General features: G+C 62.5%; 18 protein-coding genes. 14 read left to right on the top strand and 4 right to left on the bottom strand.

Annotation, left to right across the window (positions count from 1 at the left end; all coding sequences use genetic code 11):
- Positions 1 to 5: 5 nt before the first annotated feature.
- Positions 6 to 1,349: a hypothetical protein gene (locus tag C404_RS48050; RefSeq protein WP_021195949.1), complete on the bottom strand. Its 1,344-nt coding sequence runs from the start codon at positions 1,347 to 1,349 to the stop codon at positions 6 to 8.
- A 1,030-nt stretch (positions 1,350 to 2,379) separates the two neighbouring features.
- On the opposite strand from C404_RS48050, the gene C404_RS48040 reads away from it, so the two are divergent.
- The 8 genes from C404_RS48040 (at position 2,380) to C404_RS48005 (ending at position 13,034) form a co-directional block, all read left to right on the top strand.
- The gene (locus tag C404_RS48040; RefSeq protein ID WP_031329685.1) at positions 2,380 to 3,465 is read left to right on the top strand and encodes an efflux RND transporter periplasmic adaptor subunit; all 1,086 of its coding nucleotides are present in this window, start codon (positions 2,380 to 2,382) and stop codon (positions 3,463 to 3,465) included.
- Positions 3,465 to 6,578 carry an efflux RND transporter permease subunit gene (locus C404_RS48035; RefSeq protein WP_021195945.1) on the top strand — a complete coding sequence of 1,038 codons (3,114 nt, stop codon included), beginning with the start codon at positions 3,465 to 3,467 and terminating at the stop codon, positions 6,576 to 6,578. The genes C404_RS48040 and C404_RS48035 overlap by 1 nt, the downstream gene beginning before the upstream one ends.
- Positions 6,575 to 7,831, top strand: a complete 1,257-nt coding sequence (locus tag C404_RS48030) for a TolC family protein (protein WP_031329684.1) — start codon at positions 6,575 to 6,577, stop codon at positions 7,829 to 7,831. The genes C404_RS48035 and C404_RS48030 overlap by 4 nt, the downstream gene beginning before the upstream one ends.
- A 113-nt stretch (positions 7,832 to 7,944) precedes the next feature.
- The gene (locus tag C404_RS48025; RefSeq protein WP_021195943.1) at positions 7,945 to 8,871 is read left to right on the top strand and encodes a cation diffusion facilitator family transporter; all 927 of its coding nucleotides are present in this window, start codon (positions 7,945 to 7,947) and stop codon (positions 8,869 to 8,871) included.
- A gap of 155 nt (positions 8,872 to 9,026) precedes the next feature.
- Positions 9,027 to 9,551, top strand: coding sequence for a cytochrome b (locus C404_RS48020; RefSeq protein WP_021195942.1), 525 nt, complete (start codon positions 9,027 to 9,029; stop codon positions 9,549 to 9,551).
- A 48-nt stretch (positions 9,552 to 9,599) separates the two neighbouring features.
- The gene (locus C404_RS48015) at positions 9,600 to 11,891 is read left to right on the top strand and encodes a heavy metal translocating P-type ATPase (RefSeq protein WP_031329683.1); all 2,292 of its coding nucleotides are present in this window, start codon (positions 9,600 to 9,602) and stop codon (positions 11,889 to 11,891) included.
- A gap of 5 nt (positions 11,892 to 11,896) precedes the next feature.
- Complete coding sequence (locus C404_RS48010) at positions 11,897 to 12,541, top strand: hypothetical protein (protein WP_021195940.1); 645 nt, start codon at positions 11,897 to 11,899, stop codon at positions 12,539 to 12,541.
- Between the two features lie 52 nt (positions 12,542 to 12,593).
- On the top strand, positions 12,594 to 13,034 hold the full coding sequence (locus C404_RS48005) for a universal stress protein (protein ID WP_021195939.1): 441 nt from the start codon (positions 12,594 to 12,596) through the stop codon (positions 13,032 to 13,034).
- Positions 13,035 to 13,823: 789 nt separating this feature from the next.
- Here C404_RS48005 and C404_RS48000 read toward each other — a convergent pair.
- Positions 13,824 to 15,014 carry an AAA family ATPase gene (locus C404_RS48000; RefSeq protein WP_021195938.1) on the bottom strand — a complete coding sequence of 397 codons (1,191 nt, stop codon included), beginning with the start codon at positions 15,012 to 15,014 and terminating at the stop codon, positions 13,824 to 13,826.
- Between the two features lie 541 nt (positions 15,015 to 15,555).
- Between C404_RS48000 and C404_RS47995 the strand changes: the two genes are divergently transcribed.
- The 5 genes from C404_RS47995 to ubiA all read left to right on the top strand — a co-directional run bounded on the left by C404_RS47995 (position 15,556) and on the right by ubiA (position 20,985).
- Complete coding sequence (locus C404_RS47995; RefSeq protein WP_021195937.1) at positions 15,556 to 16,503, top strand: LysR substrate-binding domain-containing protein; 948 nt, start codon at positions 15,556 to 15,558, stop codon at positions 16,501 to 16,503.
- 318 nt (positions 16,504 to 16,821) lie between these two features.
- A complete protein-coding gene (locus C404_RS47990) occupies positions 16,822 to 17,064 on the top strand; it encodes a hypothetical protein (protein ID WP_021195936.1) in 243 nt (80 codons plus the stop codon).
- Between the two features lie 168 nt (positions 17,065 to 17,232).
- Positions 17,233 to 17,733, top strand: a complete 501-nt coding sequence (locus tag C404_RS47985) for a Dps family protein (RefSeq protein WP_004631595.1) — start codon at positions 17,233 to 17,235, stop codon at positions 17,731 to 17,733.
- 129 nt (positions 17,734 to 17,862) lie between these two features.
- Positions 17,863 to 20,034, top strand: a complete 2,172-nt coding sequence (gene katG, locus C404_RS47980) for a catalase/peroxidase HPI (protein WP_021195935.1) — start codon at positions 17,863 to 17,865, stop codon at positions 20,032 to 20,034.
- Positions 20,035 to 20,109: 75 nt separating this feature from the next.
- A complete protein-coding gene (ubiA, locus tag C404_RS47975) occupies positions 20,110 to 20,985 on the top strand; it encodes a 4-hydroxybenzoate octaprenyltransferase (RefSeq protein ID WP_021195934.1) in 876 nt (291 codons plus the stop codon).
- A 547-nt stretch (positions 20,986 to 21,532) separates the two neighbouring features.
- Here the strand turns inward: ubiA and proC are convergent.
- Both proC and C404_RS47965 read right to left on the bottom strand, forming a co-directional pair.
- Positions 21,533 to 22,357, bottom strand: coding sequence for a pyrroline-5-carboxylate reductase (gene proC / locus C404_RS47970; protein WP_021195933.1), 825 nt, complete (start codon positions 22,355 to 22,357; stop codon positions 21,533 to 21,535).
- Between the two features lie 30 nt (positions 22,358 to 22,387).
- Positions 22,388 to 23,110: a YggS family pyridoxal phosphate-dependent enzyme gene (locus C404_RS47965; protein WP_021195932.1), complete on the bottom strand. Its 723-nt coding sequence runs from the start codon at positions 23,108 to 23,110 to the stop codon at positions 22,388 to 22,390.
- A 122-nt stretch (positions 23,111 to 23,232) separates the two neighbouring features.
- Here C404_RS47965 and C404_RS47960 point away from each other — a divergent pair, with 122 nt between their 5' ends.
- Positions 23,233 to 24,276, top strand: coding sequence for a type IV pilus twitching motility protein PilT (locus C404_RS47960; protein ID WP_009241469.1), 1,044 nt, complete (start codon positions 23,233 to 23,235; stop codon positions 24,274 to 24,276).

The following is a 24,276-nucleotide window of genomic DNA, read 5'->3' as shown; positions in this document are numbered from 1 at the left end:
GGCCGCTAGAACATGAACCAGCCGAGCAGATAGATCATGTTGTTGTCGCTCGCGTTTCTGCCGTTGCCGTCGTAGTTGGTATGCGCCCCGTTGAACTTGGTGTACCAGGTGTATTGCAGTGCCAGTTTGATCTGCGGGTGTGGCAGGTAGTCCAGTTCAAAGATCAGGCCCTGCGTATCAGGTCGCCCGTTGGCGCTACCGGTGACGGGTGCCGGGGCGTAGAGGCCGGGGTCTGCGTTGCCCGTCGTCGAGAAGTAGGCCAGCGTGGCGCCGTACTTGCGCTGGTAGTAGTACGAGGCCTTAGCCTTGAAGGTATCCAGGTGATCGGTTGCGTTGGCGGGTGTCGGGCCTGCGCCGATGCCGCCGCTCGGGAAGCTGGCGCGCCAGTTCTGCTGTTCGTGAATCCACGCCAGCTGCGCCGTGAAGGCGTGCGTCATGGTCAGGTACTGGTACTGGCCGTCGAGGGCAAAGTCGCGGAAGCGGTCGGTGGGCGTGCCGGGCATGGTGTTGTCTGGATACCTGTTGGCCAGGAGACCGAAGGTGCCGAACATGATCGAATGCGCCCCCCATTCCTGGTTGTACGCGATGCGCCAATACGGATTTGCGCCGCTGAGGCGCGCGACGCCGCCCGGGGTGGCAGTGTCCTGTCCCGCCCGGAACACAGAGAACGCCTGATCGGCGGTGCGGTAGGCCCCGAGTTCGGCGTACACGTGGCGTTGCCAGAACGCGTAGGCACTGGCGCCGACCACCTGCTGAGCGAGTCCGCCGTCGATCAGCGTACTTGCCGCAGGCGGCACCCCGATGTTGGGCGCAGCGTACGGATAGCCAAATGCCGGACTGGTATTCCAAACATCGGACACCGTTGGGTTGTTGTTGACGGTGATGCCGTAGATGAAATCGACCTCTTCCCGCGTCAGGTGCCAAGCAGCGCGAATGTCGGTGTTGTCCAGTGCGCTGTGGTGGGCGATGCCGTCATACGTCCATTGCGCGAAGGCACCTACTGGGCCATAGATGCGGCCAGCATAGAAGAGGCTGGCCTGCTGCGGGACGGTGTCGCCATTGCGGACGAAGTCGAAGTCCTGCTGGTCGATGGTGCGTGTGTTGGTGCGCGAGATCTGCACCATACCCGAGAGCGGGATGGTGTCGTTGTTTTTCAGCGTGTAGCCGGTCATCTTGAAGAACCGGCCGAATGGGGTCAGTTCGGGAAAGCTGACGTGACAGGCCATGCAAGCCATACCGGTTTGGCGCGCAAAGGCAGGTACCGCGCCTGCTTCGCTGGACCATGCCACGAGACCGCCAATCGTCAGCAGCGCCGCGAGTGCATTGAGCACAACAATGAAACGTCGCATGGTGCTCCTCCCCATTGTTCTTGGTTTTCACCAGCACGTTCAAACATGAAAGTCGTTGGGGGCGATGCTGTCAATCTGCTGACGAGATCAAGCTGATGCAGATCAAAGATAATCGAGAGGGGCTTAGGGGGATCTCTTCGAGGAGAGGCTCGGTTGCCTTTGCGCGATGCCGGTTGTACGTTTGCGTACGCCTTGGTGCGACTGTCTCCCGTCAGTACATCCAACGATATGCCATGCGCTACAATGCGCGCATGTCACGTGCAACCCCAAGCATCTCGCTTCGGGCTGTGTTGCTGCTCCTTATCGTGTTGCTGCAGCTGCTGAGCCCGCTCCTGCACGGCCATTTCGGAACTCCGAAACAGACTGGCCTGCACGTGCACACGGCGCTTCCTGGCGCGGTTGATTCTCATTTTCAATCCCTCGGATATCCCTATCACCGAGCCTCCGCGCACGAGGAGGATGCTCTCGGTCGTGAACTGGCGCTGACGAGCAGGGAACCCTTTGAGGTCGATGTCGAGCCCGCGCTCGGTCCATCGGATCTCGCCGGATTTCTTTGGGCTGCTGCGGGGCCTGGGTTATCGGCACTCACCTTTCTTCTGCTGGCAGCGCTTGCCCGCTCTGCCATATCACGCCCAGTCTTTCGGCCAGCACCAATTCGCGCGCGCTGGCGCGATCGCATCAATCGACCTCCTCCAGCGCAGGCTCCCCCACTGGCCCGCTGATCCTCAGCAGGCGGACGGCACGCGCGTCACGGTGCAGCAGAACACTTGTTTAATTGATCTGCAACAGCCCCATCACGCCCACCGTAGCGATCATGAATTCGTTAGGAGCATCGGCTTCTGACCCATCACGTTCGCTCGACGCCACAAGGCGGTAGCTGCATTGCTATCCGCTGGCCATCCACTGCTTCCAAATTCTTGTTCGCATCACCTGGAAATACCCAGCCGCAGTCGGTCCTTATACCGCTTCGGGATGCGACGCAGTTAGAGGATGACGCTGACAGCGTTGCCTTCGTGGATTGGAGTCAAGCATGTTTCTCAAACGAATTCTGGTGGTTGGCGCATCGATTGCACTGACTGCATTTCCTTTGCGTTGGGCTACTGCTCAACCGGGGGCACGGGCAGCGTCTCTGTCGGCTGAGCAGGCGCGCGCACTGGGTGTGCGCTTTAGTTTGGTCGCAGCTTCTGGGGGCTTGGAAGTCGGCACCCACGCACGTGTCGTCTTCAAGCCGGATGCGCAATATGTGGTGGCGGCTCCGTACGCGGGCGTGGTGCCTCGCGTGCTGGTGTCACTCGGGCAGACCGTCCGCCCGAGTCAACCGCTGGCGAGTTTCCTGAGCCCGCAGCTCTTTGAAGCGAGCCGCGCGCTCACAGAGGCCAACTCGCAGGCGCGTTTGGCGCAGCAATCGCTCGCCCGTGACAAGGCGCTCTTTGACGACGGCATCATCGCCGGGAGCCGCTGGCAGGCAACGCAGGCGCGGGCCGCTGAAGCCAACGCCATGGCCAAGGCGCGCCGGGCCGAACTGGCTTCCGCAGGCATCGCATTCGCTAGTGCGGGCGGTGAAGCGCAACTGATTGCGAATCATGGCGGCGTGGTGTCGGAGGTCAACGCTGTTCCGGGGGCTCGAGTTGAAGCAGCCGCGCCGCTTTTCCGGATCGTTGACCCGGCTGCGCTGGAGCTGGACCTGCTGGTTGGCCGCGATGTGCCCGTGCCAACCATAGGCGACCGCATCGAGATCGTGCCGCGCGGTGCAAGCGGTACGGTCATTGGCGTTGCGCCTTCGGGTGACGGTACGGCAGGGGTGCGTGTGCGGGCGTCGCTGGAGCGCCGTGGCGACCTGCGCGCCGGCGAGAGCGTCAACGTCACGCTCAAGCTGCGCGGCTCTACCGGCGCGGGCGCCTCGGGACTGGTGCGGGTTCCGGCGGCCGCGTTGGCCTACGTGTCCGGCGTTCCGGGCGTGTTTGTCGCCACCGACAAAGGCTTCCGCTTCCAGGAGGTCGCAGTTGCCAGTACGGATGACGCCGTCGCTGTCCTGCGCGCCAATCTGCCTACAGGGACACGCGTAGCGGTTGCGGGCGTCGGTGCACTCAAGGGCTTGCTGGCGGGAGAACAGTGATGCTGCCCCGCCTGATTGAGTTTTCTTTGCGCCAGCGTGTGCTGGTGCTGATCGCGGCCGGCGTGCTTGCTGCCGCTGGCGTCTGGGCTTACCTGAACCTGCCGATTGATGCGTTTCCCGATATCTCGCCGACGCAGGTCAAGGTCGTGCTCAAGGTGCCGGGCATGACGCCGGAAGAAGTCGAGCAGCGTGTCTCGACACCCATCGAGCAGGAACTGCTCGGCCTTCCGCATAAGACGATCGTGCGCTCGGTGTCCAAATACGGCATCAGCGACGTGACGGTCGATTTTGAAGAGGGTGTGGACGTCTACTGGGCACGCCAGCAAGTGTCGGAGCGCCTGGCAGGTCTTGCCCGCGACCTGCCGTCGACAGCCGTGGGCGGCCTAGCGCCGATCACCACGCCGCTGGGCGAGATGTTCATGTTCACCGTGGAGGGCGACGGCTACTCGCTGGCGGAGCGGCGCCGAGTGCTGGACTGGGTCATCCGGCCGGCGTTGCGCACCGTTCCTGGCGTGGCCGATGTCAACGTATTGGGTGGCGAGGTCCGCAGCTATGAGGTAACGCCCGATCCGGCACGCTTGCGTGCACGGGGGGTGACGCTGGAACAGCTGCGCCAGGCGCTGGATGCCAACAATCGCAACGATGGTGCGGGCCGGCTTGATCGCGGTGACGAGCACTGGGTGGTCCGCGTGGAAGGCGGCGTGCGCGGGCTCGACGATCTGCGGGCGATTGTCGTGGTGCCAGCGCAGAGTCCGGCGTCCAACCCTGCCGTCACCGTGGGCGATGTGGCCACCGTGCAGCTGGGTGAGGCGACCCGCAACGGCGCTGTCAGCAAGGATGGCAACGGTGAGGTAGTCGAAGGGCTGGTGCTGGGCCTGCGCGGCAGCGATGCCCGCAAGCTGGTCGAGGCGGTACAGGAACGGTTGGACACGCTTGGCCCTCAACTGTCCAAGGGCATGTCGGCACACGTGTTCTACAACCGTGGCGAGCTGGTGACACGCGCAGCCAACACGGTGGTGCGTGCGCTGATTGAAGCCAGCGTGTTGGTGGTCATCACGCTGTACCTGTTCCTGGGTGGTGTGCGGGCGGCGCTGGTGGTGGCGGCCACGCTGCCGCTGTCGATGCTGGCGACCTTCCTGCTGATGCGCTACGTGGGCCTGACCGCCAACCTGATGAGCCTGGGTGGACTGGCCATTGCTCTGGGCATGCTGGTGGATGCGGCGGTCGTTGTGGTGGAGAACATTGAGACCGCCATGGCGCGTGCCCAAGACCACAAGACCGATCCAGCGCTGCGCGGGGCCGTGATCCGTCACGCAGTGGCTACCGTTGCGGTGCCGATGCTCTCCGGCGTTTCCATCATCGCCATCGTGTTCCTGCCGCTGTTGTCATTGCAGGGGCTGGAGGGCAAGTTGTTCGGGCCGGTGGCGCTGACCATCGTGCTGGCACTGGCCTCGTCTGTGGTGATCGCCTTTACGGTCGTGCCGGCGTTGGCCTCCATGCTGCTGCTCGCGCATGCGGATGAGGCGCCTTGGCTGATGCGCAAGGTGGCGGGTGGCTTTGCCCGCCTGCAGGCCTGGACCGCGGCGCGCCGCCGCATCGTGTTTGGCGTGGCGGGGGTGGCGCTTGTCGTGGCCGTGGTGCTGTACATGTCAGTCGGCAAGACGTTCATGCCGACCATGGACGAAGGCGATCTGATTGTGCAGTTGCAAAAGGCGCCGTCTGTTTCCCTGGCAGCATCGCTGGACCTGGACCAACGCGTGCAGCAAGCGCTGCTCAAAGAGGTGCCCGAGATCCGCTCCATCGTGGCGCGCTCCGGCTCCGACGACCTGGGCCTGGACCCGATGGGTCTGAATGAGACCGACACCTTCCTGGTGCTCAAGCCCAAGGACCAGTGGCGCGGCAGCAAGGAGGACATCGCGACAGCCATTCGTCACGTGATGGAGCGCTTTCCCGGCGTGATCTATGGCTTCACGCAGCCGATCGAGATGCGCGTGTCGGAGATGCTGACCGGTACGCGCGGAGATATCGCCATCAAGCTCTTCGGCAGCGATCTCGCCGCTATTGACGCGGCCGCACAGGCCATTGCTGCCAAGGTGCGCTCCATCCGTGGCGCCGCCGAGGTGATCGCGCCCAGCAACAGTGGTGTGCAGTACCTGAAGGTCTCGCTGGATCGCGCGGCAGTCGGCCACGCTGGCTTTACCGGAGATGCCCTGCAAACGCAGTTGCGAGCCCTGATCGAAGGTGACCGGATTGGCGTAGTGCCCGAAGGCATTGTGCGTACACCGCTGATCCTGCGCGGCGGAGCGGGCCTGCGCCAAGCGCCGGAGAACCTCACCGGCCTCCTGGTGACGGCGCCAGATGGCAAAGCTTGGCCGCTCACGTCTCTGGCCCGCATCGAACGCGTGGACGGGCCTGTGCGCATCAACCATGAGGACGGAGCCCGGTTTGCAGTGATCCAGGCCAACGTTGAAGGCCGGGATCTGGCCGGCTTTGTGCAGGAAGCACAGGATGCGGTTGGCAGCATCAGCACGCTGCCGAAAGGACTGCGTGTTGTCTGGGGCGGCCAGTTCGAGAATCAGCAACGTGCGGCGGCGCGTCTAGCACTGGTCGTGCCGCTGGCCTTGGGTGCCATCTTTCTGCTGCTGATGCTCACGTTCCGCTCGGTGCGGCAGGCGGTGCTGGTCGTCGTCAACATTCCGTTTGCGCTCGTAGGCGGCATCGCTGCGCTGCGGATATCGGGCGAGTACCTGTCGGTGCCCGCCTCCGTCGGCTTTATCGCGTTGCTCGGGATCGCGGTGCTCAATGGTGTGGTGCTGGTGTCGCACTTCAACACCTTGCTGGAGTCGGGCTTGAGCATGGCGGAAACCGTGCGTGTGGGCGTGCAAGACCGCCTGCGGCCGGTGCTGATGACGGCCTGCATCACCGCACTGGGGATGATTCCGCTGCTATTGGCCAGCGGGCCAGGGTCGGAGATTCAACGCCCGTTGGCGATCGTTGTGTCGGGCGGGTTGCTTTCTTCGACGGCACTTACGCTGCTCCTGCTCCCCTTGCTGTTTGAACGCTTTGGTATGCCCCGGGCCCGGACGGCCGATGGGCAGGGAGATTCGCGATGAGGTTGGACATGTTTCGCTTCGCATTGGTCGGAGCCGGCGTGATGCTGCTTTGCGGCACCGCCGCGCAAGCGCAGAACACGCCGGGCTACCTACCCGCTGAGAGCTCGGTGCGTGAAGCGGTTGCGCAATCGCCCGAGGTGATGACGGCCGAAGCCCGGCGCGATGCCACGCTGGCCCGTGCCGAAGGCATTCGAGCGGGGACGGCCGAGACTGTGGTGAGAGCGATAGGACAGGGGCGTCAGGTCCGAGATCCGTCTGAGCGACATGCCGAAGGGCAGATCGCCGTGGAGCGGCCGTTGAGGCTGTGGGGCAAGGCTCAAGCCGATGGCCAGCTTGCTGATGCGGCGGCCGAGGCTGGCCAACTTGCGGTGAAGGACGCACGCCACGAAGCATCGCGGCAGATCCTCTCGCTGTGGTTTGCTGCTGTGCGGGCTGGGCAAGCACGCCAGGCCGCTCAGGAGAATGCCCGGGCTGCGGCCGAGTTGGCGACGCTGACGGCCCGCCGGGTCCAGTTGGGTGACGCTTCGCGCTTGGACGGTGAACTGGCAGCAGCTGATCAGGCTCGCATGCAAGCCGCACTGGCGACGGCTGCTGCAGCCGAACAGGCCGCGCAGGCGGAACTGCAGGCCCGTTTTCCGGGGTTGCCCCGGCCCATGATGGCCGCTGACACCGCGCTGCCTGTGTTGCCGCAGGACCCACCGGAACGATTGCGCACGCAGTACATACAGGACAGCCACGAGTACCGGCTTGCCATGGCGGAAGAGGCGCAGGCACAGCAGATGGCCAAGCGTGCAGATCTGGAGCGCCGGCCCGATCCCACCGTCGGCATGTTCGTATCGGTGGAGCGTGGTGGTGCGGAACGCATCATGGGAGTGAGCGTGGCGATGCCGCTTGGCTCGGCGCATCGCCGTACTGCCGCAGTGGCGGCCGCGGCCGATGCGGAAGCTGCAGCTCGCCGCAGACTCGGTGCAGAACGACGCCTGGGTGCGGAATTCGACGTGCTCTATCGTGACCTGCAAGGCAAAGGAGGAGCCGCGCAGGCACAGATCGAAGCGGCTACGTTACAGAGACGCGCAGCCGACCGCGCCACCCGCGCGTTTCGCGCCGGCGAGTCCGGCTTGACCGAGCTGTTGGTGGCACGCCGCAGCCTTGCCGACGCAGTGTTGGCCGAGCGGCTCGCTCGGGTGAACGTACTGGAGGCGGACAGCCGGCTCCAGCTGGATCTGCATCGCATGTGGGATTTCGATGACTGATCTTGAGCAACGCCTTACATGCCCCATGAATAGATAGCGATAACCATCAACGTGGGTGCGTTCGCAACGACCGAAGCAGCGGCGTACTCCACGTGTCCTAACGTAGATGAATCATGCGACATCCCGAAGACCTCGATCTCAAGATCGACCTGGATACCGAAGACAGTGCGACTAAGCAGGCAGCCGCACGGCGCAGCACGCTGGTGAGCGTGGGCGTCAACCTGAGCTTGACCGTTGCACAAGTCGTGGCGGGCATCCTGGCCGGCTCCCAGGCGTTGGTGGCCGATGCCATCCACTCGTTGTCCGATTTGATCTCGGACTTCATTGTGCTGTTTGCCCGCCACCACAGCCAGAAAGGACCGGATGCAACTCACCACTATGGCCATCAGCGCTTCGAGAACGCCGCGTCGCTGGTGCTCGGCTTGCTGTTGCTGGCCGTCGGCGTCGGCATGCTTTGGAATGCAGTGGTGAAGCTGGAGCACCCCGAGGCCATTCAGCCAGTCAAGCTCATCGGCCTGTGGGTCGCTCTCGGGGCGCTGGCGGCAAAGGAGCTGCTGTTCCGCTACATGCTGGCCGTTGCCGAGCGTGTGCGCTCCAGCATGCTGGTCGCCAACGCCTGGCACGCACGCTCGGACGCCGCCTCGTCGCTGGTGGTGGCGCTCGGCATTGTGGGCAATGTGTTCGGCTACCGCCTGCTTGATCCTGTGGCTGCCCTGATCGTCGGCCTGATGGTGACGCGCATGGGTTGGCAGTTCGGGTGGGAGGCGCTGCACGATCTCATGGACCGTGCCGTCGACCAGGAAACCGTTGAGGCGATTCACCAAACGATGCTGGAAACGCCGGGCGTGCACGGCGTACACGACGTCAAGACCCGCCGCATGGGCGACATGATCCTGGTCGATGTCCACCTGGAAGTCGATGCGCGTGCCAACGTGAGACAAGGCCACGACATTGCATTGGAAGCGCGGCGCCGCGTCATGCTGCGCCGCGATGTGCTCAACGTAATGACCCACGTGGACCCTGTGGAGGCGCCAACCTAAACGCGAGGGAGGGCAGTTTTTTGATCTGCGACAACTGTTTTCCGTATCACGGTGGCGATCGATCAGAAGTCGCTGGTCCGCAACGGGGCATGCGAGTACATAGATGTTGTACTGCGCAGCCATGATTCACGCATTCTCAATTTCTAGGTGGTTTTATGCGCTCCGAACAGAAGTACTCCCTTGCCATGCGCTCCCTGCATTGGCTGGTATTCCTGGCAGTCACGATTGCCGTGGTGGCGATCGAGATACTCGACTTTTTCCCCAAGGGCAGCACCACGCGCGCCGCCGTATTTGTCGTTCATCAGACCGCGGGGCTGTCCGTGCTCGCGTTGATGGTGCTGCGTTTATTTGTCCGCTGGGGAACCCAGCCGCCGGCACCGGTCCCTGGCCCACAACTGCTGCAGCGTGCAGCACGCCTCACGCATGGCGTGCTCTACCTGTTGATGGTCGGGATGCCCATTCTTGGCGTGCTGGCGCTGGCCTGGGGTGGTAAGCCGATTCAGCCGTTCGGGCTGACCTTGACGCTCCCCCTCGTGCAGGACAAAAGCTTGGCGAGCCTCAGCAAGGAGGTGCATGAGTCAGGTGCCACGCTCGTGTACATCTTTGTTGGGCTGCATGCGGCCGCAGCACTCTGGCATGAGTTCATGCTGAAAGACCGATTGTTGCGTCGCATGATCTAGCGCAGCAAACGGTTCTCCCAGGTCGCTATTCGCGCAGGCCCATCGTTCATGGAATCCGGCTTCCGTCATCTCAATATGGCGCTGCTCGCTGTCTCGGCCGCGACGCTGGCGGCCGGATTGTTGGCGCGCTACCTCAATGCCGATGCGCTTGCGCGAGACCTCTGGCTAGTTGGGGTCGTCCCGAACTGGCTGGCCCTGGCGGTGACGATTACCCGTTCGGTCATGCGGCGGCAAGCCGGGGTAGACGTCCTGGCGCTGTTGTCGATCAGCTTTGCCCTGGTGTCGGGGGAGGTCCTGGTTGCTGCCGTGATCGCCCTGATGCTTGCGAGCGGGCGGGCACTGGAGGATTTCGCGCAATCGCGGGCGCAGCGAGAAATGACGGCGCTGTTGAGCCACGCGCCAAAACGGGCCAACCGCTTCCACAGCGGTCAGTGGCAGCAGGTTGATCTGGCTGACGTTCAGGCGGGGGATCGCCTGCTGGTGCGGCACGGCGAAGTCGTTCCCGTGGACGGTACGCTGTCAGAGCCGGCGGACCTCGATGAAGCCACGCTGACGGGAGAATCGATCGCTCGACATCGCCTCGCGGCCGATGCGATCTGCAGCGGCGTGTTGAATGTCGGTACCGCCTTTGAAATGGTGGCGGGCGCGTCAGCGGAGAACAGCACGTTCGCAGGGATTGTCCGCCTGGTCAGCGCGGCCCAGGCGGAGCGCAGCCCTTCAGTGCGGCTGGCCGACCGCTACGCCGTCGCTTTCTTGGGCGTTACCGTTTTCCTGGCAGGGGTCAGCTGGATACTCACCGGCGACTCGACGCGATGCCTGGCTGTGTTGGTCGTCGCTACACCTTGCCCATTGATTCTCGCCGTGCCGGTCGCGATCGTCGCTGGCATGTCGCGTTGTGCAAAGCGAGGGGTGCTAGTCAAAGGCGGTGGAGCCCTCGAACAACTCGCTCTGGCCGACACACTGTTCTTTGACAAGACGGGAACTCTGACCAGCGGGTACGCCCGTTTAGTCGACATTGAATGTGACCATCGCTATCGACCGGACATGGTGCTGAGCCTCGCCGGTTCGCTCGCCCAAGCATCGAATCATGTCATGGCGGAAGCGGTTGCCAAGGCGGCCCATGAGCGTGGAGCTGCGCTGCAACTTCCCAGTGACGTTGTCGAAAACCCAGGTGCAGGTGTTCAAGGTCGCGTGGGTGGCCACGTCGTTGCGATTGGCACGTTGCCCCATGTCCTGGGGGCATCTGATGTGCCTGCCTGGAGCAAGGGATTCATCAAGCGTGTAGGTTACGCGGGTGCGTCAGCTGTTTTTGTTGGGGTGGACGGTGAACTGGTCGGCGCACTGCAGTTGGTCGACCGCATCCGTCTCGAGACGCCCCGCGCGCTGCGTCTTCTGCGTCAGGAGGGCGTGCCGCGTCAGGCGATGCTGACAGGAGACCGGCCTGACGTTGCCGAGTCCGTTGGGGCCATGTTGGGGGTGACCGAGGTCTACGCGTCACTGTCGCCGGCAGCCAAGCTGGCAGCCATCCAGGAGGCTCGCGCGATCGGCAAGGTGATCATGGTTGGGGACGGTGTGAACGACGCCCCGGCGCTGGCCGCAGCGGACATCGGTGTGGCGATGGGCGCCCGCGGGGCGGCGGCGTCCTCCGAGGCGGCGGACGTGGTGCTGTTGGTCGACCGGTTGGATCGACTGGTCGAGGCCGTACGAATCGCACGCCGCACACGGCAGATTGCGCTGCAGAGCGTGGCGATCGGGATGTCGATGTCTCTCGTGGCGATGGCTGCCGCGGCTCTGGGCTATCTGCCGCCATTGGCAGGCGCAATGCTGCAGGAAGTGATCGACGTACTCGTCATTGCCAACGCGCTGCGTGCCCTGCGGCCGGCTGCAAACGAAGCGATGCTGTCTCTGGCACCGGCCGACGTTGAACGCCTCAAGGCGGAGCATGCGGAACTGGAACCCATCATGGATCGGATCCGCATCATGGCGGACACATTGCCCCACATGGAGGGCAGCGCGGCAAGAGCCGAGCTGCTGGCACTGAACCGATCACTGACTGAGGTTCTCGTGCCGCACGAGCGCCGAGACGATACCGAGCTCTATCCGGATGTAGCGCGCCTGCTCGGCGGAGAGGACCCGATGGCCGCGATGAGTGGCATGCACCGCGAGATCTTCCGGGTGACGAACGTTCTCGGCCGGATCGTTGCGGATATTTCTGCTGAAGGACCCGACGCACTTGTCACGCAAGAGCTGCAGCGTCTGCTGTATGGCTTGGAGGCGGTCCTGCGTCTGCACTGTGCTCAGGAAGATGAGTTGTTTCACGTGCTCGGTAGGGAGGCATGAACGTTATGACGAGTTTGCTGGCTTTGTTTGTGACGATCTTTCTACTGAACGTGGTGCCGGCGTTTGCTCCGCCAACTTGGATGGTGATGTCTTGGATTGGCTTCTCGCAACCCGACGCCAATCCAGCACTTCTTGCCGGCGTGGCGGCTTGTGCGGCAACCGCCGGTCGACTGGTCTTGGCACGGCTGTCCTGCATGCTCGTGCGTAACCGCTGGATGCGCGAGGCGGATCGCCAAAACATCGATGTGATCCGGGCCTTGTTGGAGGACCGCAAAGGCATGACCGTGGGGCTGGTATTCGCGTATGCGTTCAGCCCGTTTCCCTCCAACTTCGTCTTCATTGCCTACGGCCTTACCAGCATGCGTCTGTGGCTGATCGGGTTGCCATTTTTCGTCGGCCGTTGGGTGAGCTATCTGACCTGGACGCACATCGCCCAGATTGGTGCGCGTTATCTGGATGAGGGGTCCGAGATCGACGGTGCTTATATGGGCATCTACTTCGTCCTGTCGCAGGCGTTGTTCTTGGCCCTCGTTTACGGATTCGCAAAAATAGACTGGCGCTATTTCCTGCAAGCGAAACGTCTACGCTTGCGGCGACCGGAGCCGGGGGCGACGCCTTCCGATGATGCACGGAGAGAGGTAGAACGCTGATCCTCTCGGACTGTGAGGTTGCAACTCGCTGCGCTATTACTAGGAGGTCACAATGTACGACACCATCATGGTCGCAATCGACGGAAGTCCGACGGCACAACATGCTTTGGACGAGGCGATACGGTTGGCTAAGGCGGTTGGCTCGAAGCTGGTCATCGCCCATGTCGTCGACAACACCCACGTCAAATGGGATCTTGGCGCGCTGAATATGCGGAAAATTACCGAAACGTTGATCGAGCACGGCCATAAGCTTGTTGCGGAAGCGATGCTCAAGGCGCAGCAGGCTGGCGTGCAGGCTGCGAAGGTCACGACAGATGACCCGCTGACCTATATCGACGTTGCGACAGAACTCGAGAGGCTGGCTCTGCAGGCCGGGGCACAAGCCATGGTTTTAGGCACCCACGGCCGACGGGGAGTGCGGCGCGCGTTGCTGGGAAGTGTCGCCGAGAGTGTGGTTCGTTTGTCTTCGCTCCCGGTTTTGTTGGTACGTTAGCGCATACTTGGCTTCAACGCGAGGGCATAGGCTTTCAGTTGCCTCTCATCCGCATCTTGCCGAATGCCCGACTGGAACAGGCCCCAGCTGTCGTGCTGGGGGCGGCCGAATCGCCCATTTTCCCATTAGGTTCGCTGTACCGATAACCGGATCGCCCAGTTTATGTGGCGTTCGGTGCTGGTTTGCGCAGTTTATGGGTCATTCCCCACAATCGGCGGCCAGATTCACGCCCGCAAGGAAATGAAGGTCGTGTGTGCACCATAGGTACTGCTATGGCAACTGCCGCGTTCGCGCGCGTCAAAAATGTATCGCTGGTCATGAATCGGCCGAATTTGTCTGCCGGCATGGTTTGCTCCATTTATCTTTGCAGAGTACTCCGGCCACGCTTGCGCGGTTGAGCGTTGACATAAGTTCTGCGTACTCGTAGTACACCTCACCCCGGTGCAGCGCGCACTCACAGCCGAGAAACAGAATCATCGACGGGGTTTCCCTTTCGAGCGAGATTTGCGAGCTTTCCGCAGGCGAATTTCGGCACCCTTTCTAGTCAAAACGAGGGTATCGCCTTGGCGCCATCCCAGAGCAGCCATCACGGCATTGGGAATCTCCAAAATGCGATCCTCACTCCCGTCCCCTGGATTCAGGAGTCTAGTCTTAGACCGGTCAGTTGCACGTGATGTTTTATGTTTCCTTGGCATACAAGATCCTTCGATCAGCAGCCTACTTCTCGACAACCATCGCTGGCGGGAGTGGCGGTGTCCTCCCCTCATGGCCGTCACCGCCGTCGGAAATTCACGCGTTGGTTGTGAAACCAATCGACAGCCGCACAACAGGCTGCGGCACCTTCAGCATGGCGATGTCCTTGCCTGACTCCAGCGCAGTCGCAAATGCATCCTGTACCAAGCGATGTGTTGCGCGCAGATCGATGTCGCTCCGTTCTGACAAAGCTTCTGCCGCACTGGCGTCCAATTCAATGCGCTTGCGGGTAGCACGCTGCAGCCGCCGAATCTCCGCCAAGATGAGCCGAAGCCTTTGCTCGGGCTCGGGTGTTGGGATGTCAAACACCTCTACGCGACTCAATAGTGGAACAGGCACAGCGTTGAGGTCATTGGCCGTCAGGACATAAATGATCCGACTGGCGTCAAACGCCATGCGGAAAAACGTGTCCTGGAACGCGCTTGCCGTTTCAGGCTCAAGTAGATCCAGCAGTACTGGAGTTACCGGGTAGCGGCCATCGCTACCAATCTTGTCCACCTCGTCCAAGATGAGGACAGGCGTCGCCGAGCTGCCGCTGGCGAGCATCTCAATGATCATCCCGGGGCGAGCGTGGTGCCAGGCGCTATCGCTGCCCGCCAGTTGGAAGCTTGCTTGGGCACTCCCGGCGGACCACTTCCGCATCGGCACATTCAAGATTTCTGCCAGCTTCAGCGCGAAGTGCGTTTTTCCCACGCCTGGTTGCCCTGTCAGCAAGATCGGCCGAACGCGAAAGTCCCTCGCCCGCATCGCGCTCATGAGCGTGAGGTCAATCTTCAACTTCTGAATTGGCTCGCGCAGGTTGCCAAACAGCACCTGCGTTGTTTCAAGCTTCTTCAGTGTCGAGCGGGCGCGAGGCAGTGCTCGGTAGCCATCATCAGTGCCCGCTTGCTCCAGCAATGACTGGGCATACCGTTGCTGGCTGCGGTCCGCACCTTGCAGGTTCTCGTTGGCGAGTGCCAGCGCCTCAGCCCCAAAAACTTGAACCTGCCGAGGCCTGGCTCGACGAGGTGTGGGCGCTACTGCCACTGGCGCAACCGTGGAAGGCTCCTCGACCGGGAATTCAGGGATCTTCTCCTCGGGTTCCTTGTTTTCCCGGGCAGCGACAAGAGCGGAACGCGTGTCCGAGGGGATAAGCAACCGCCACGCTTCGGCGCTGCGTAGTGCTGTGAGATCGCCTAGAGGCAAAAACCCAGGGGGAGGGTCCGACGAGTGCTCGGAAGTAGACATGATCCTTCTCCATACGCGAACTAGCGGCGTGCAACCGCAGGGGGCCAATTGGGCAACGCCCGGGACCTATAGGGCTGGGGACCAGCTGACTATTCGCGTACGAACTCGTCCGGGCGGAGCGAGCGTGCGGCTGCCGCAATCGACCACTGCGGTCGATTGGTGACGGCGGAAGTCTGTGGCAGCCATGGAGAACGTGGGGGAGTGGTGGTTCGTGTTGCTAAGTTGTTTCAACATACAACACCGGCGGGGTCGAGGCTATCCGGCGAAGTATCGATAGGGTGACCAGATGGCCGCAGAGTTCAGATGCACCGTAAGCGGAATTATGCGACGCATCATTTTTGATGCGGGAAAAAGTGCGGGAAATGGCTGTAGAACACGGCTTTCATGGGATGACGTGCCGTTTCCAGCTTCGATATTTTCTAGCCTACTTCGCTATTTTCTAATTTCCTTCGCTACGCCAACAGCAAGACTTCATGAAGTCCAAGCAATCTCCCGCGTCACAAGTTAAAATCTATCGGACCCCAAAAGCCGATTGATTGCCATGACGCTCACCGAACTCAAATACATCGTCGCTGTTGCGCGGGAACGCCACTTTGGCCGTGCCGCCGAGGCCTGCTTTGTCTCGCAGCCGACGCTGTCGGTCGCCATCAAGAAGCTGGAGGACGAGCTGGCCGTGCAGATCTTCGAGCGCGGTGCGTCGGAGGTGAGCGTCACGCCGGTGGGCGAGCAGATCGTCACGCAGGCCCAGCGCGTGCTGGAGCAGACCATGGCGATCCGCGAGATTGCCAAGCAGGGCATGGACCCGCTGGCCGGGCCGCTGCGCCTGGGGGTGATCTACACGATCGGGCCGTACCTGCTGCCGGCGCTGGTCAAGCAGATGATCGACACCGTCCCGCAGATGCCGCTGATGCTGCAGGAGAACTTCACCGTGCGGCTGGTGGAGCTGCTCAAGCAGGGCGAGATCGACTGCGCCATCATGGCCGAGCCGTTTCCCGAAGCCGGGTTGATGACGGTGCCGCTGTACGACGAGCCCTTCGTGGTGGCGGTGCCGCGCGGCCATGATTTGGCCAAGCTGCGGGCGGTGGACCCGGAAGCACTCAAGCAGCAGACCATGCTGCTGCTGGGCAATGGTCACTGCTTCCGCGATCACGTGCTGGGTGTCTGCCCGGAGCTGTCGCGCTTCTCGCAGAACGCCGACGGCATCCAGAAAACCTTTGAAGGTTCCTCGCTGGAGACGATCCGTCATATGGTGGCCAGCGGCGTCGGTATTACCGTGCTGCCGCGCACCTCGGTGCCGAACATGCAACCGGCGGCCACCGATTTGCTGGCTTATGTGCCGTTCCAGGAGCCGGTGCCGGACCGCCGCGTCGTGCTGGCCTGGCGCAAGAGCTTTACCCGCATCGCCGCCATCGAGGCGGTGGCCAAGGCGGTCGCGCAATGCGATCTGCCCGGCATCAAGCCGCTGCCCGTTACCCAGCTGATCCACTGATTGTCACCCGCCGCCGTCGTGTTTCATGACGGCGATAGCGCACGTCTAATTGATAGATAAAAACAATCAAATTAAAGAATTGATAGCTCGAAGGTAGACTGTTTCCCATGGTGAGCGCGTTGCTCATCGCAGCGTCGCCATGGAGCCCGTCATGTCCTACCACCTTGCCTCGACCGCCGTCGCGACTGTGCTGGAATGGCTCGCCGCCTATGGTGAGTCGCATTGATCTCGCGGATTTCCGAGGTCGCCCTGGCTTGCGGTGCAAGCGCCAGCAAGCGTGGGGTTTGAAGTCATGCAGTGCAGCAAGGAGACAGGATCATGGCAATGGTGCGGATGTTCGTTTCGGAATGGCAGGCGTTTGGTGGCGCGGTGCGCGCATCGCAGGCAGAGGTGCCGACGCTGTCCGGGTTGCCCGGCAGTGTGGCCGGTGGCCGAGGCATGCCTAACGCGGAGCCCGCCCGCCTGCAGCGCAAGTGGGTGCGCAAGCAGATCGGTCTGACCATCGTGGCGGCCGGCGCTATGATCGTGTTCCTGCACGGTATGGTGCAGCTCATGGTCTGACGGGCCTGACGCTCGGTTGCGACCGGCTTTGCGTTTCGTCATGGAGCGATGCCATGATCGGAACTTGCAACCCGCGCAGCAACCGAAAGAAGGCTTGAAGCGCGCGTCGTCTGACCGGACTTCGGTAGGCCTTCGCGTTTTTGCACACCACTTCATAGGGGAATCCAGATGGCAAAGAAAAACAGCGGCGCGACTGCCGCAGCCCAGATCAACATCGGTATTGCTGACAAGGACCGCAAGAAGATCGCCGACGGCCTGTCGCGCCTGCTGGCCGATACGTATTCGCTCTACCTGAAGACACACTACTTCCACTGGAACGTCACCGGCCCGATGTTCAACACGCTGCATCTGATGTTCGAGACGCAGTACAACGAACTGTGGAACGCCGTTGACCCGGTGGCTGAACGCATCCGTGCGCTGGGCTATCCGGCACCGGGTTCGTACTCCGAATTTGCCAAGCTGTCGTCGATCCCTGAATCGAAGGGCATTCCCGAGGCGATGGACATGGTGCGCGAGCTGGTGGCCGGCCACGAAGCCGTGACGCGCACCGCCCGCAGCCTGTTCCCGGACGTCGACAAGGCCGCTGACGAGCCGACTGCCGATCTGCTCACGCAACGCATGGACATCCACGAAAAGACCGCTTGGATGCTGCGCTCGCTGCTGGCCTAAGTTAGCCATGGCGGTCGTGTTGCCACGGTGGCGACAGGTGTTTCGAGAACAGTGAATTCCTCCCCCCGCCCGTCAGCCTGCTGCGCTGCGGGTGGGGCCTCATCCCCCCAAGACCGAAACGAGAGAGCGATGACTACTGAAGCTAAATGCCCGTTTTCCAGCCAGGCGCTTGCGGCTTCGCAAGCCGATGGCGGTGGCACGACCAACAAGGACTGGTGGCCCAATCAACTGCGCGTTGATCTGCTCGCCCAGCATTCCGAAAAATCCGATCCGCTCGGTACGAACTTTAACTACCGCGAAGCCTTCAAGAAGGTGGACTACGACGCCCTCAAGGCTGATCTGCGTAAGTTGATGACCGACTCGCAGGACTGGTGGCCGGCCGACTTTGGCCACTATGGTCCGCAGTTCATCCGCATGGCCTGGCATGCTGCCGGCACCTACCGCACGGGCGATGGCCGCGGCGGCGCCGGGCGTGGTCAGCAACGTTTCGCACCGCTCAACTCGTGGCCCGACAACGTCAACATCGACAAGTCGCGTCGCCTGTTGTGGCCGATCAAGCAGAAGTACGGCCAGGCAATCTCGTGGGCCGACCTGCTGATCCTGACCGGCAACGTGGCGCTGGAAACCATGGGCTTCCGCACCTTTGGCTTTGCCGGCGGCCGTGAAGACACCTGGGAACCGGACAACGACGTCTACTGGGGCGCCGAGAAAACCTGGCTCGCGCCCACCAACAACCCCCATAGCCGCTACTCGGGCGAACGCGATCTCGACAACCCGCTCGCAGCCGTGCAGATGGGCCTGATCTACGTGAACCCGGAAGGCCCGGACGGCAACGGCGATCCGATTTCGGCCGCACGCGACATCCGCGAAACCTTCGCCCGCATGGCGATGGATGACGAAGAAACCGTGGCGCTGATCGCCGGCGGCCACACCTTCGGCAAGACGCACGGCGCGGGTCCGGCGAGCAACGTCGGCCCGGACGTTGAGGCTGCACCGCTCGAAGCGCAGGGCCTCGGCTGGGCCAGTACTTATCAGTCCGGCAAGGGCAAGGATGCGATCACCAGCGGACTGGAAGTCACCTGGACGCAGACGCCCGCGCAATGGAGCAACTTCTTCTTCGAGAACCTGTTCAAGTACGAATGGGTGCAGGAGAAGAGCCCGGCCGGCGCGCTGCAATGGGTGGCAAAGGATGCTGATGCGATCATTCCGGGCCCGACGCCCGATTCGCCCAAGCGTAAGCCGACGATGCTGACGACCGACTTGTCGCTGCGCTTCGACCCGGCATACGAGAAGATCTCGCGCCGCTTCCTCGACAACCCGCAGGCGTTTGCTGAAGCCTTCGCGCGTGCCTGGTTCAAGCTGACGCACCGCGATCTGGGGCCGAAGTCGCGCTACCTCGGCCCGGAAGTGCCGCGTGAAGACCTGATCTGGCAAGACCCGCTGCCGGCCGCAACGCACAAGCCGACCGAGGCTGACATCGCCGACCTGAAGGCGAAGATCGCGGCGTCTGGTCTGTCGGCGTCGGAGCTGGTGTCGGTGGCCTGGGCGTCTGCCTCGACCTTCCGCGGTTCGGACAAGCGTGGCGGCGCCAACGGTGCGCGCATCCGCCTGGCGCCGCAAAAGGACTGGGCCGTCAACCAGCCGGTTGCTGGCACGCTGGCCAAGCTGGAGGACATCCAGAAGGCTTCGGGCAAGGCGTCGCTGGCGGACGTGATCGTGCTGGCGGGCAGCGTGGGTATCGAACTCGCTGCCAAGGCGGCCGGCACGAGCGTCACCGTGCCGTTCACGCCGGGCCGTGTCGACGCCACGGTCGAACAGACCGATCCGGTTGCGATGGCCGTGCTCGAACCCATTGCCGATGGTTTCCGCAATTTCCAGAAGGCCAAGTTCTCGGTGCCGGCGGAAGCGCTGCTGATCGACAAGGCGCAGTTGCTGACGCTGACCGCGCCCGAGTTGACGGTGCTGATTGGTGGCCTGCGCGCCATCAACATCAACGCGGATGGCAGCAAGAACGGTGTCTTCACCGCCACGCCTGGTGCGCTGACGAATGACTTCTTCGTCAACCTGCTCGACATGGGCACGGAGTGGAAGGCCGCCGGTGACATCTACGAAGGCGTTGACCGCAAGACGGGTCAGGTCAAGTGGACGGGCACGCGCGTTGATCTGGTGTTCGGCTCGAACTCGATCCTGCGCGCGCTGGCCGAGGTGTATGGCAGCGCTGACGGCAAGGCACGTTTCGTGAGCGACTTTGTTGCGGCCTGGGTCAAGGTGATGAATCTCGACCGTTTCGATCTGGCCTAAGCCTTCAGCCCAAGTCATCGGGACTAAAATGGCGCCTTGCCTCGTGCAGGCGCCATTTTTCTTTGGTGATTTCCCATGCAATCGTCTGCTGCTCAACCCAGCCGTCTCGTGCTCTATGCGCGCCTGATGCGCATGGACAAACCGATTGGCACGCTGCTGCTGCTGTGGCCGACGCTGTGGGCGCTGTGGATGGCGTCTGACGGGCATCCGCCGGTTGCGTTCGTGGTGATCTTCTCGGTCGGTACGTTCCTGATGCGCTCGGCGGGGTGTGCCGTCAACGACTGGGCGGATCGTGACTTCGACAAGCACGTCAAACGCACCAAGGAGCGGCCGCTCACCGCCGGCCTGATCGCGCCATGGGAGGCACTGGCCGTGGCGGCCGTGCTGTCACTCATCGCGTTCACGCTGATCCTGCCGCTCAATGCGCTGACCAAATGGATGTCGGTCGCGGCCATCGTGATTGCCGGCACGTATCCGTTCTTCAAGCGCTTCTTTGCGATTCCGCAGGCGTATCTGGGGATTGCGTTTGGCTTTGGCATTCCGATGGCGTATGCGGCTGTGCAGGATCAAGTGCCCACGCTGGCGTGGCTGATGCTCATCGGTAACGTGTTCTGGGCGGTTGCCTATGACACTGCTTACGCGATGGTGGATCGTGATGATGACCTGCTCATCGGCATCAAGACCTCGGCTATTACCTTCGGCCGTTTTGATGTGGCTGCGATCATGCTGTGCTATGTGGCCTTCTTTGGGATCATGGCCTGGGCTGGTTACGTGATGGCGCTGGGTGTGGCGTTCTGGGTCGGGATGGCGGCGGCTGTGGCGCTGGCGCTCTGGTACTACCCGATGCTGCGCACGCGGGACCGCATGAAGTGCTTCTTCGTCTTTCGCCACAACAACTGGTTGGGGGCCTGTGTGTTTGCTGGGGTGGCGGTTGCTTACTTGATGCGGTGAGTTGGTTTTTATTGGCCCTGGTGGGGCATCCCTTGTTTCATCCCCTGCCGGGGCTGACTCACTTTCTTTGGTCTTGCCCAAAGAAAGTAAGCAAAGAAATGCGCGCCCGAGATGGCGACCCCCTCCTTGAATTTTCATAACCGGGCGGAGATGGGGAAAACTCGCTTCGCTCAAACAGTTCCCCATCTTTTTTCCGCCCGCTTACGAAAACTCAAGGCGCCATCAAGGGCAGAACGTCAAAAGACAAAGGCCAACCCGTCGTGAGGTTGGCCTTGTCGTTTGGGCTGGTGCCCAGGGGGTTTGGCTTTTGGCTTTTGGCTTTTGACTTTCCCTGCCCTATGCGGCGCCTTGAATTTCTGTTGCAAGGAGGAAAAAAGAAGGGGAACTGTTTGAGCGAAGCGAGTTTTCCCCTTCTCCTCCTTGCGACATAAATTCAAGGAGTCTTTCGCCGCATCGGGCGCGCCTTTCTTTGCTTCCTTTCTTTGGCAAGACAAAGAAAGGGAGTCGGCCCCGGCAGGGGACGATACCGGGGATAGACCACCCAGGCTCAATCCCGCCCAAACTCCTCACCCATCTCCTTACCGCGTGCAGCGGCTGCATGCATGGCACGTACAAACGCGGCCTTGATGCCGGCACCCTCCATCGAAGTGAGCGCCGCATAGGTCGTCCCGCCCTTGGAAGTCACACGCTCGCGCAGCACTTCCACAGGCTCGCTCGACTGCCCAGCCAGCGTGGCCGCGCCAATAAACGTTTCCACCGCCAGCGTGCGCCCATCTTCCGCCGCCAGCCCCAGTTCCTGCGCCGCCTGCTGCATCGCTTCGATGAAATAGAACACGTAGGCCGGGCCGCTGCCCGAGATGGCGGTCACGGCATCAATCTGTGCCTCGGCAGGCACCCACACGCTCTTGCCGACGGCATTGGCGATGGCGCTCGCCGTGGCGCGATCGGCTTCCGACAGGCCATCGTTGGCCGCCAGCCCCGTCATGCCCAGGCCCGACAGCGCCGGCGTGTTCGGCATCGCACGCACGATGCGCGCATGCCCATTCAGCCAGCGAGACAGGTCCTGAATGCGAATACCCGCCGCTACCGACAGCACCAGGCTGTTACCCAGATGCGGTGCGAGCTGTGCACACACCTCACGCATCTGTTGCGGCTTGACGGCCAGGACGATCACGTCGCGGTCGGCCAGTTCGGCGCCGGGGGCAGCGGCGGTGTGGGCGCCCCAGGTTTGTTCGGCGCGTGTGCGGGCCGGCTCGGTCGGGTCGACCACCACGATGTTGGCGCCGTGCGCGCCCTTGGCAATCAGGCCGCCGATGAGGGCTGCCGCCATGTTGCCGCCGCCGATGAAGCCGAGTTTCAGAGTGTCGAGCATGAGAGTGGTGGGGTCAGGAACAACGGGAAATCAGGCGGGCGCATGCGCATACTGCCGCGCCCCAAAGATGGCGCTGCCGACGCGTACGATGGTGGCGCCTTCGGCAATCGCATCTTCCAAGTCTGCGGACATGCCCATCGACAGGGTATCGATGGCGATGCCCGCGTCCTGCAGTTGGTCGGCCAGCTTGCTCAGTGCGGCAAAAGGCGCGCGCTGGGCAGCCGGGTCGTTGGTCGGTTCAGGCACGGCCATCAGGCCGCGCAGTTGCAGGCGGGGCAGGGCCGCCACGGCACGTGCCACGGCAAGGACTTCATCGAAATCAGGCAGAAGGCCGTGCTTGCTCGCCTGGCGGCTGATGTTGATTTCGAGGCAGACTTGCAGTGGCGGCAGGGTATCGGGGCGCTGGGCGGAAAGGCGTTCCGCAATCTTGAGCCGGTCGACGCTGTGCACCCAGTCGAAGTGCTCGGCTACAGCGCGCGTTTTGTTACTCTGCAGGGGGCCGATGAAGTGCCAGCCGATCGGGTCTGCACCCGTGCGCAGATCGGCCAGTGCGTCAATTTTGGCAATGCCTTCCTGCACATAGTTCTCGCCAAAGAGGCGTTGCCCGGCAGCATGCGCGGCACGCACGGCATCGGCATCGAACGTCTTGGAAACGGCCAGCAATATGACACCCGCGGGGTCGCGCGAAGCCAGTGTGCAGGCCGTTGTGATCCGCTGACGCACGGCTTGCAAGTTGGCGGCGATTACAGACATAATCCGGCGACGTTTGTTACAAATAAACAAGGCTCCGGCACGTTGTCAACAATGGCCGGCAGCCCCCGGGATGCGCCATTGCGACGCCTGGGCGACATAAAAAAGTCGGGGGTCATTATAAGATGGACATCGCGCAGCTTCTGGCGTTTTCCGCCAAGAACAAGGCGTCGGACTTGCACCTGTCGGCCGGCTTGCCGCCGATGATCCGGATCCACGGCGACATGCGCCGGATCAACGTGCCACCGCTCACGCACCAGGACGTGCACTCCATGGTGTACGACATCATGAGCGACGGCCAACGCAAGGTCTACGAAGAAAACCTGGAAGTCGACTTCTCGTTTGAGATCCCGGGGCTCTCGCGTTTCCGGGTCAACGCATTCAACCAGAACCGCGGCGCGTCAGCTGTGTTCCGGACGATTCCATCCAAGGTACTCTCGCTGGACGACCTGAAGGCGCCGGCTGTGTTTGCCGACCTGGCCATGAAACCGCGCGGTCTGGTGCTCGTCACGGGCCCGACGGGCTCGGGCAAGTCGACCACGCTGGCGGCCATGGTCAACCACCGCAACGAAAACGACATGGGCCACATCCTCACGGTGGAGGACCCGATCGAATTCGTGCACGAATCCAAGAAGAGCCTGATCAACCAGCGCGAACTCGGGCCGCATACGCACTCATTCGCCAACGCGCTCAAGTCGGCACTGCGTGAAGATCCGGACGTGGTCCTGGTCGGCGAATTGCGTGATCTTGAAACGATTCGCTTGGCGCTTACCGCCGCCGAAACCGGCCACTTGGTGTTCGGCACGCTGCACACCAGCTCGGCTGCGAAGACCATCGACCGGGTCGTCGACGTGTTCCCGTCGGACGAAAAAGAGATGGTGCGCACCATGCTTTCGGAATCGCTGGAAGCGGTGATCTCGCAGACCCTGCTCAAGACGCGCGACGGTTCGGGCCGGATTGCGGCGCACGAGATCATGATCGCCACGCCGGCCATCCGCCACTTGATCCGCGAGAACAAGATCTCGCAGATGTACTCGATGATGCAGACCAGCAGCGGCATGGGCATGCAGACGCTCGACCAGTGCCTGTCGGAGCTCATCAAGCGCTCGGCGATCAACTACGCAGACGCACGCGCCATCGCCAAGAATCCGGACGCGTTCGCGAACTGA

Origin of the sequence: Ralstonia sp. AU12-08 (assembly GCF_000442475.1) — a bacterium.
Classification (GTDB): domain Bacteria; phylum Pseudomonadota; class Gammaproteobacteria; order Burkholderiales; family Burkholderiaceae; genus Ralstonia; species Ralstonia insidiosa.
Note: the sequence above shows the minus strand (reverse complement) of the source record. Positions and strands in the feature narration are given on the sequence as shown.

Coding starts and splice junctions, on each gene's coding strand:
- C404_RS48050 (WP_021195949.1), bottom strand. CDS start 1,349: ATGCGACGTTTCATTGTTGTGCTCAATGCACTCGCGGCGCTGCTGACG.
- C404_RS48040 (WP_031329685.1), top strand. CDS start 2,380: ATGTTTCTCAAACGAATTCTGGTGGTTGGCGCATCGATTGCACTGACT.
- C404_RS48035 (WP_021195945.1), top strand. CDS start 3,465: ATGCTGCCCCGCCTGATTGAGTTTTCTTTGCGCCAGCGTGTGCTGGTG.
- C404_RS48030 (WP_031329684.1), top strand. CDS start 6,575: ATGAGGTTGGACATGTTTCGCTTCGCATTGGTCGGAGCCGGCGTGATG.
- C404_RS48025 (WP_021195943.1), top strand. CDS start 7,945: ATGCGACATCCCGAAGACCTCGATCTCAAGATCGACCTGGATACCGAA.
- C404_RS48020 (WP_021195942.1), top strand. CDS start 9,027: ATGCGCTCCGAACAGAAGTACTCCCTTGCCATGCGCTCCCTGCATTGG.
- C404_RS48015 (WP_031329683.1), top strand. CDS start 9,600: ATGGAATCCGGCTTCCGTCATCTCAATATGGCGCTGCTCGCTGTCTCG.
- C404_RS48010 (WP_021195940.1), top strand. CDS start 11,897: ATGACGAGTTTGCTGGCTTTGTTTGTGACGATCTTTCTACTGAACGTG.
- C404_RS48005 (WP_021195939.1), top strand. CDS start 12,594: ATGTACGACACCATCATGGTCGCAATCGACGGAAGTCCGACGGCACAA.
- C404_RS48000 (WP_021195938.1), bottom strand. CDS start 15,014: ATGTCTACTTCCGAGCACTCGTCGGACCCTCCCCCTGGGTTTTTGCCT.
- C404_RS47995 (WP_021195937.1), top strand. CDS start 15,556: ATGACGCTCACCGAACTCAAATACATCGTCGCTGTTGCGCGGGAACGC.
- C404_RS47990 (WP_021195936.1), top strand. CDS start 16,822: ATGGCAATGGTGCGGATGTTCGTTTCGGAATGGCAGGCGTTTGGTGGC.
- C404_RS47985 (WP_004631595.1), top strand. CDS start 17,233: ATGGCAAAGAAAAACAGCGGCGCGACTGCCGCAGCCCAGATCAACATC.
- katG (WP_021195935.1), top strand. CDS start 17,863: ATGACTACTGAAGCTAAATGCCCGTTTTCCAGCCAGGCGCTTGCGGCT.
- ubiA (WP_021195934.1), top strand. CDS start 20,110: ATGCAATCGTCTGCTGCTCAACCCAGCCGTCTCGTGCTCTATGCGCGC.
- proC (WP_021195933.1), bottom strand. CDS start 22,357: ATGCTCGACACTCTGAAACTCGGCTTCATCGGCGGCGGCAACATGGCG.
- C404_RS47965 (WP_021195932.1), bottom strand. CDS start 23,110: ATGTCTGTAATCGCCGCCAACTTGCAAGCCGTGCGTCAGCGGATCACA.
- C404_RS47960 (WP_009241469.1), top strand. CDS start 23,233: ATGGACATCGCGCAGCTTCTGGCGTTTTCCGCCAAGAACAAGGCGTCG.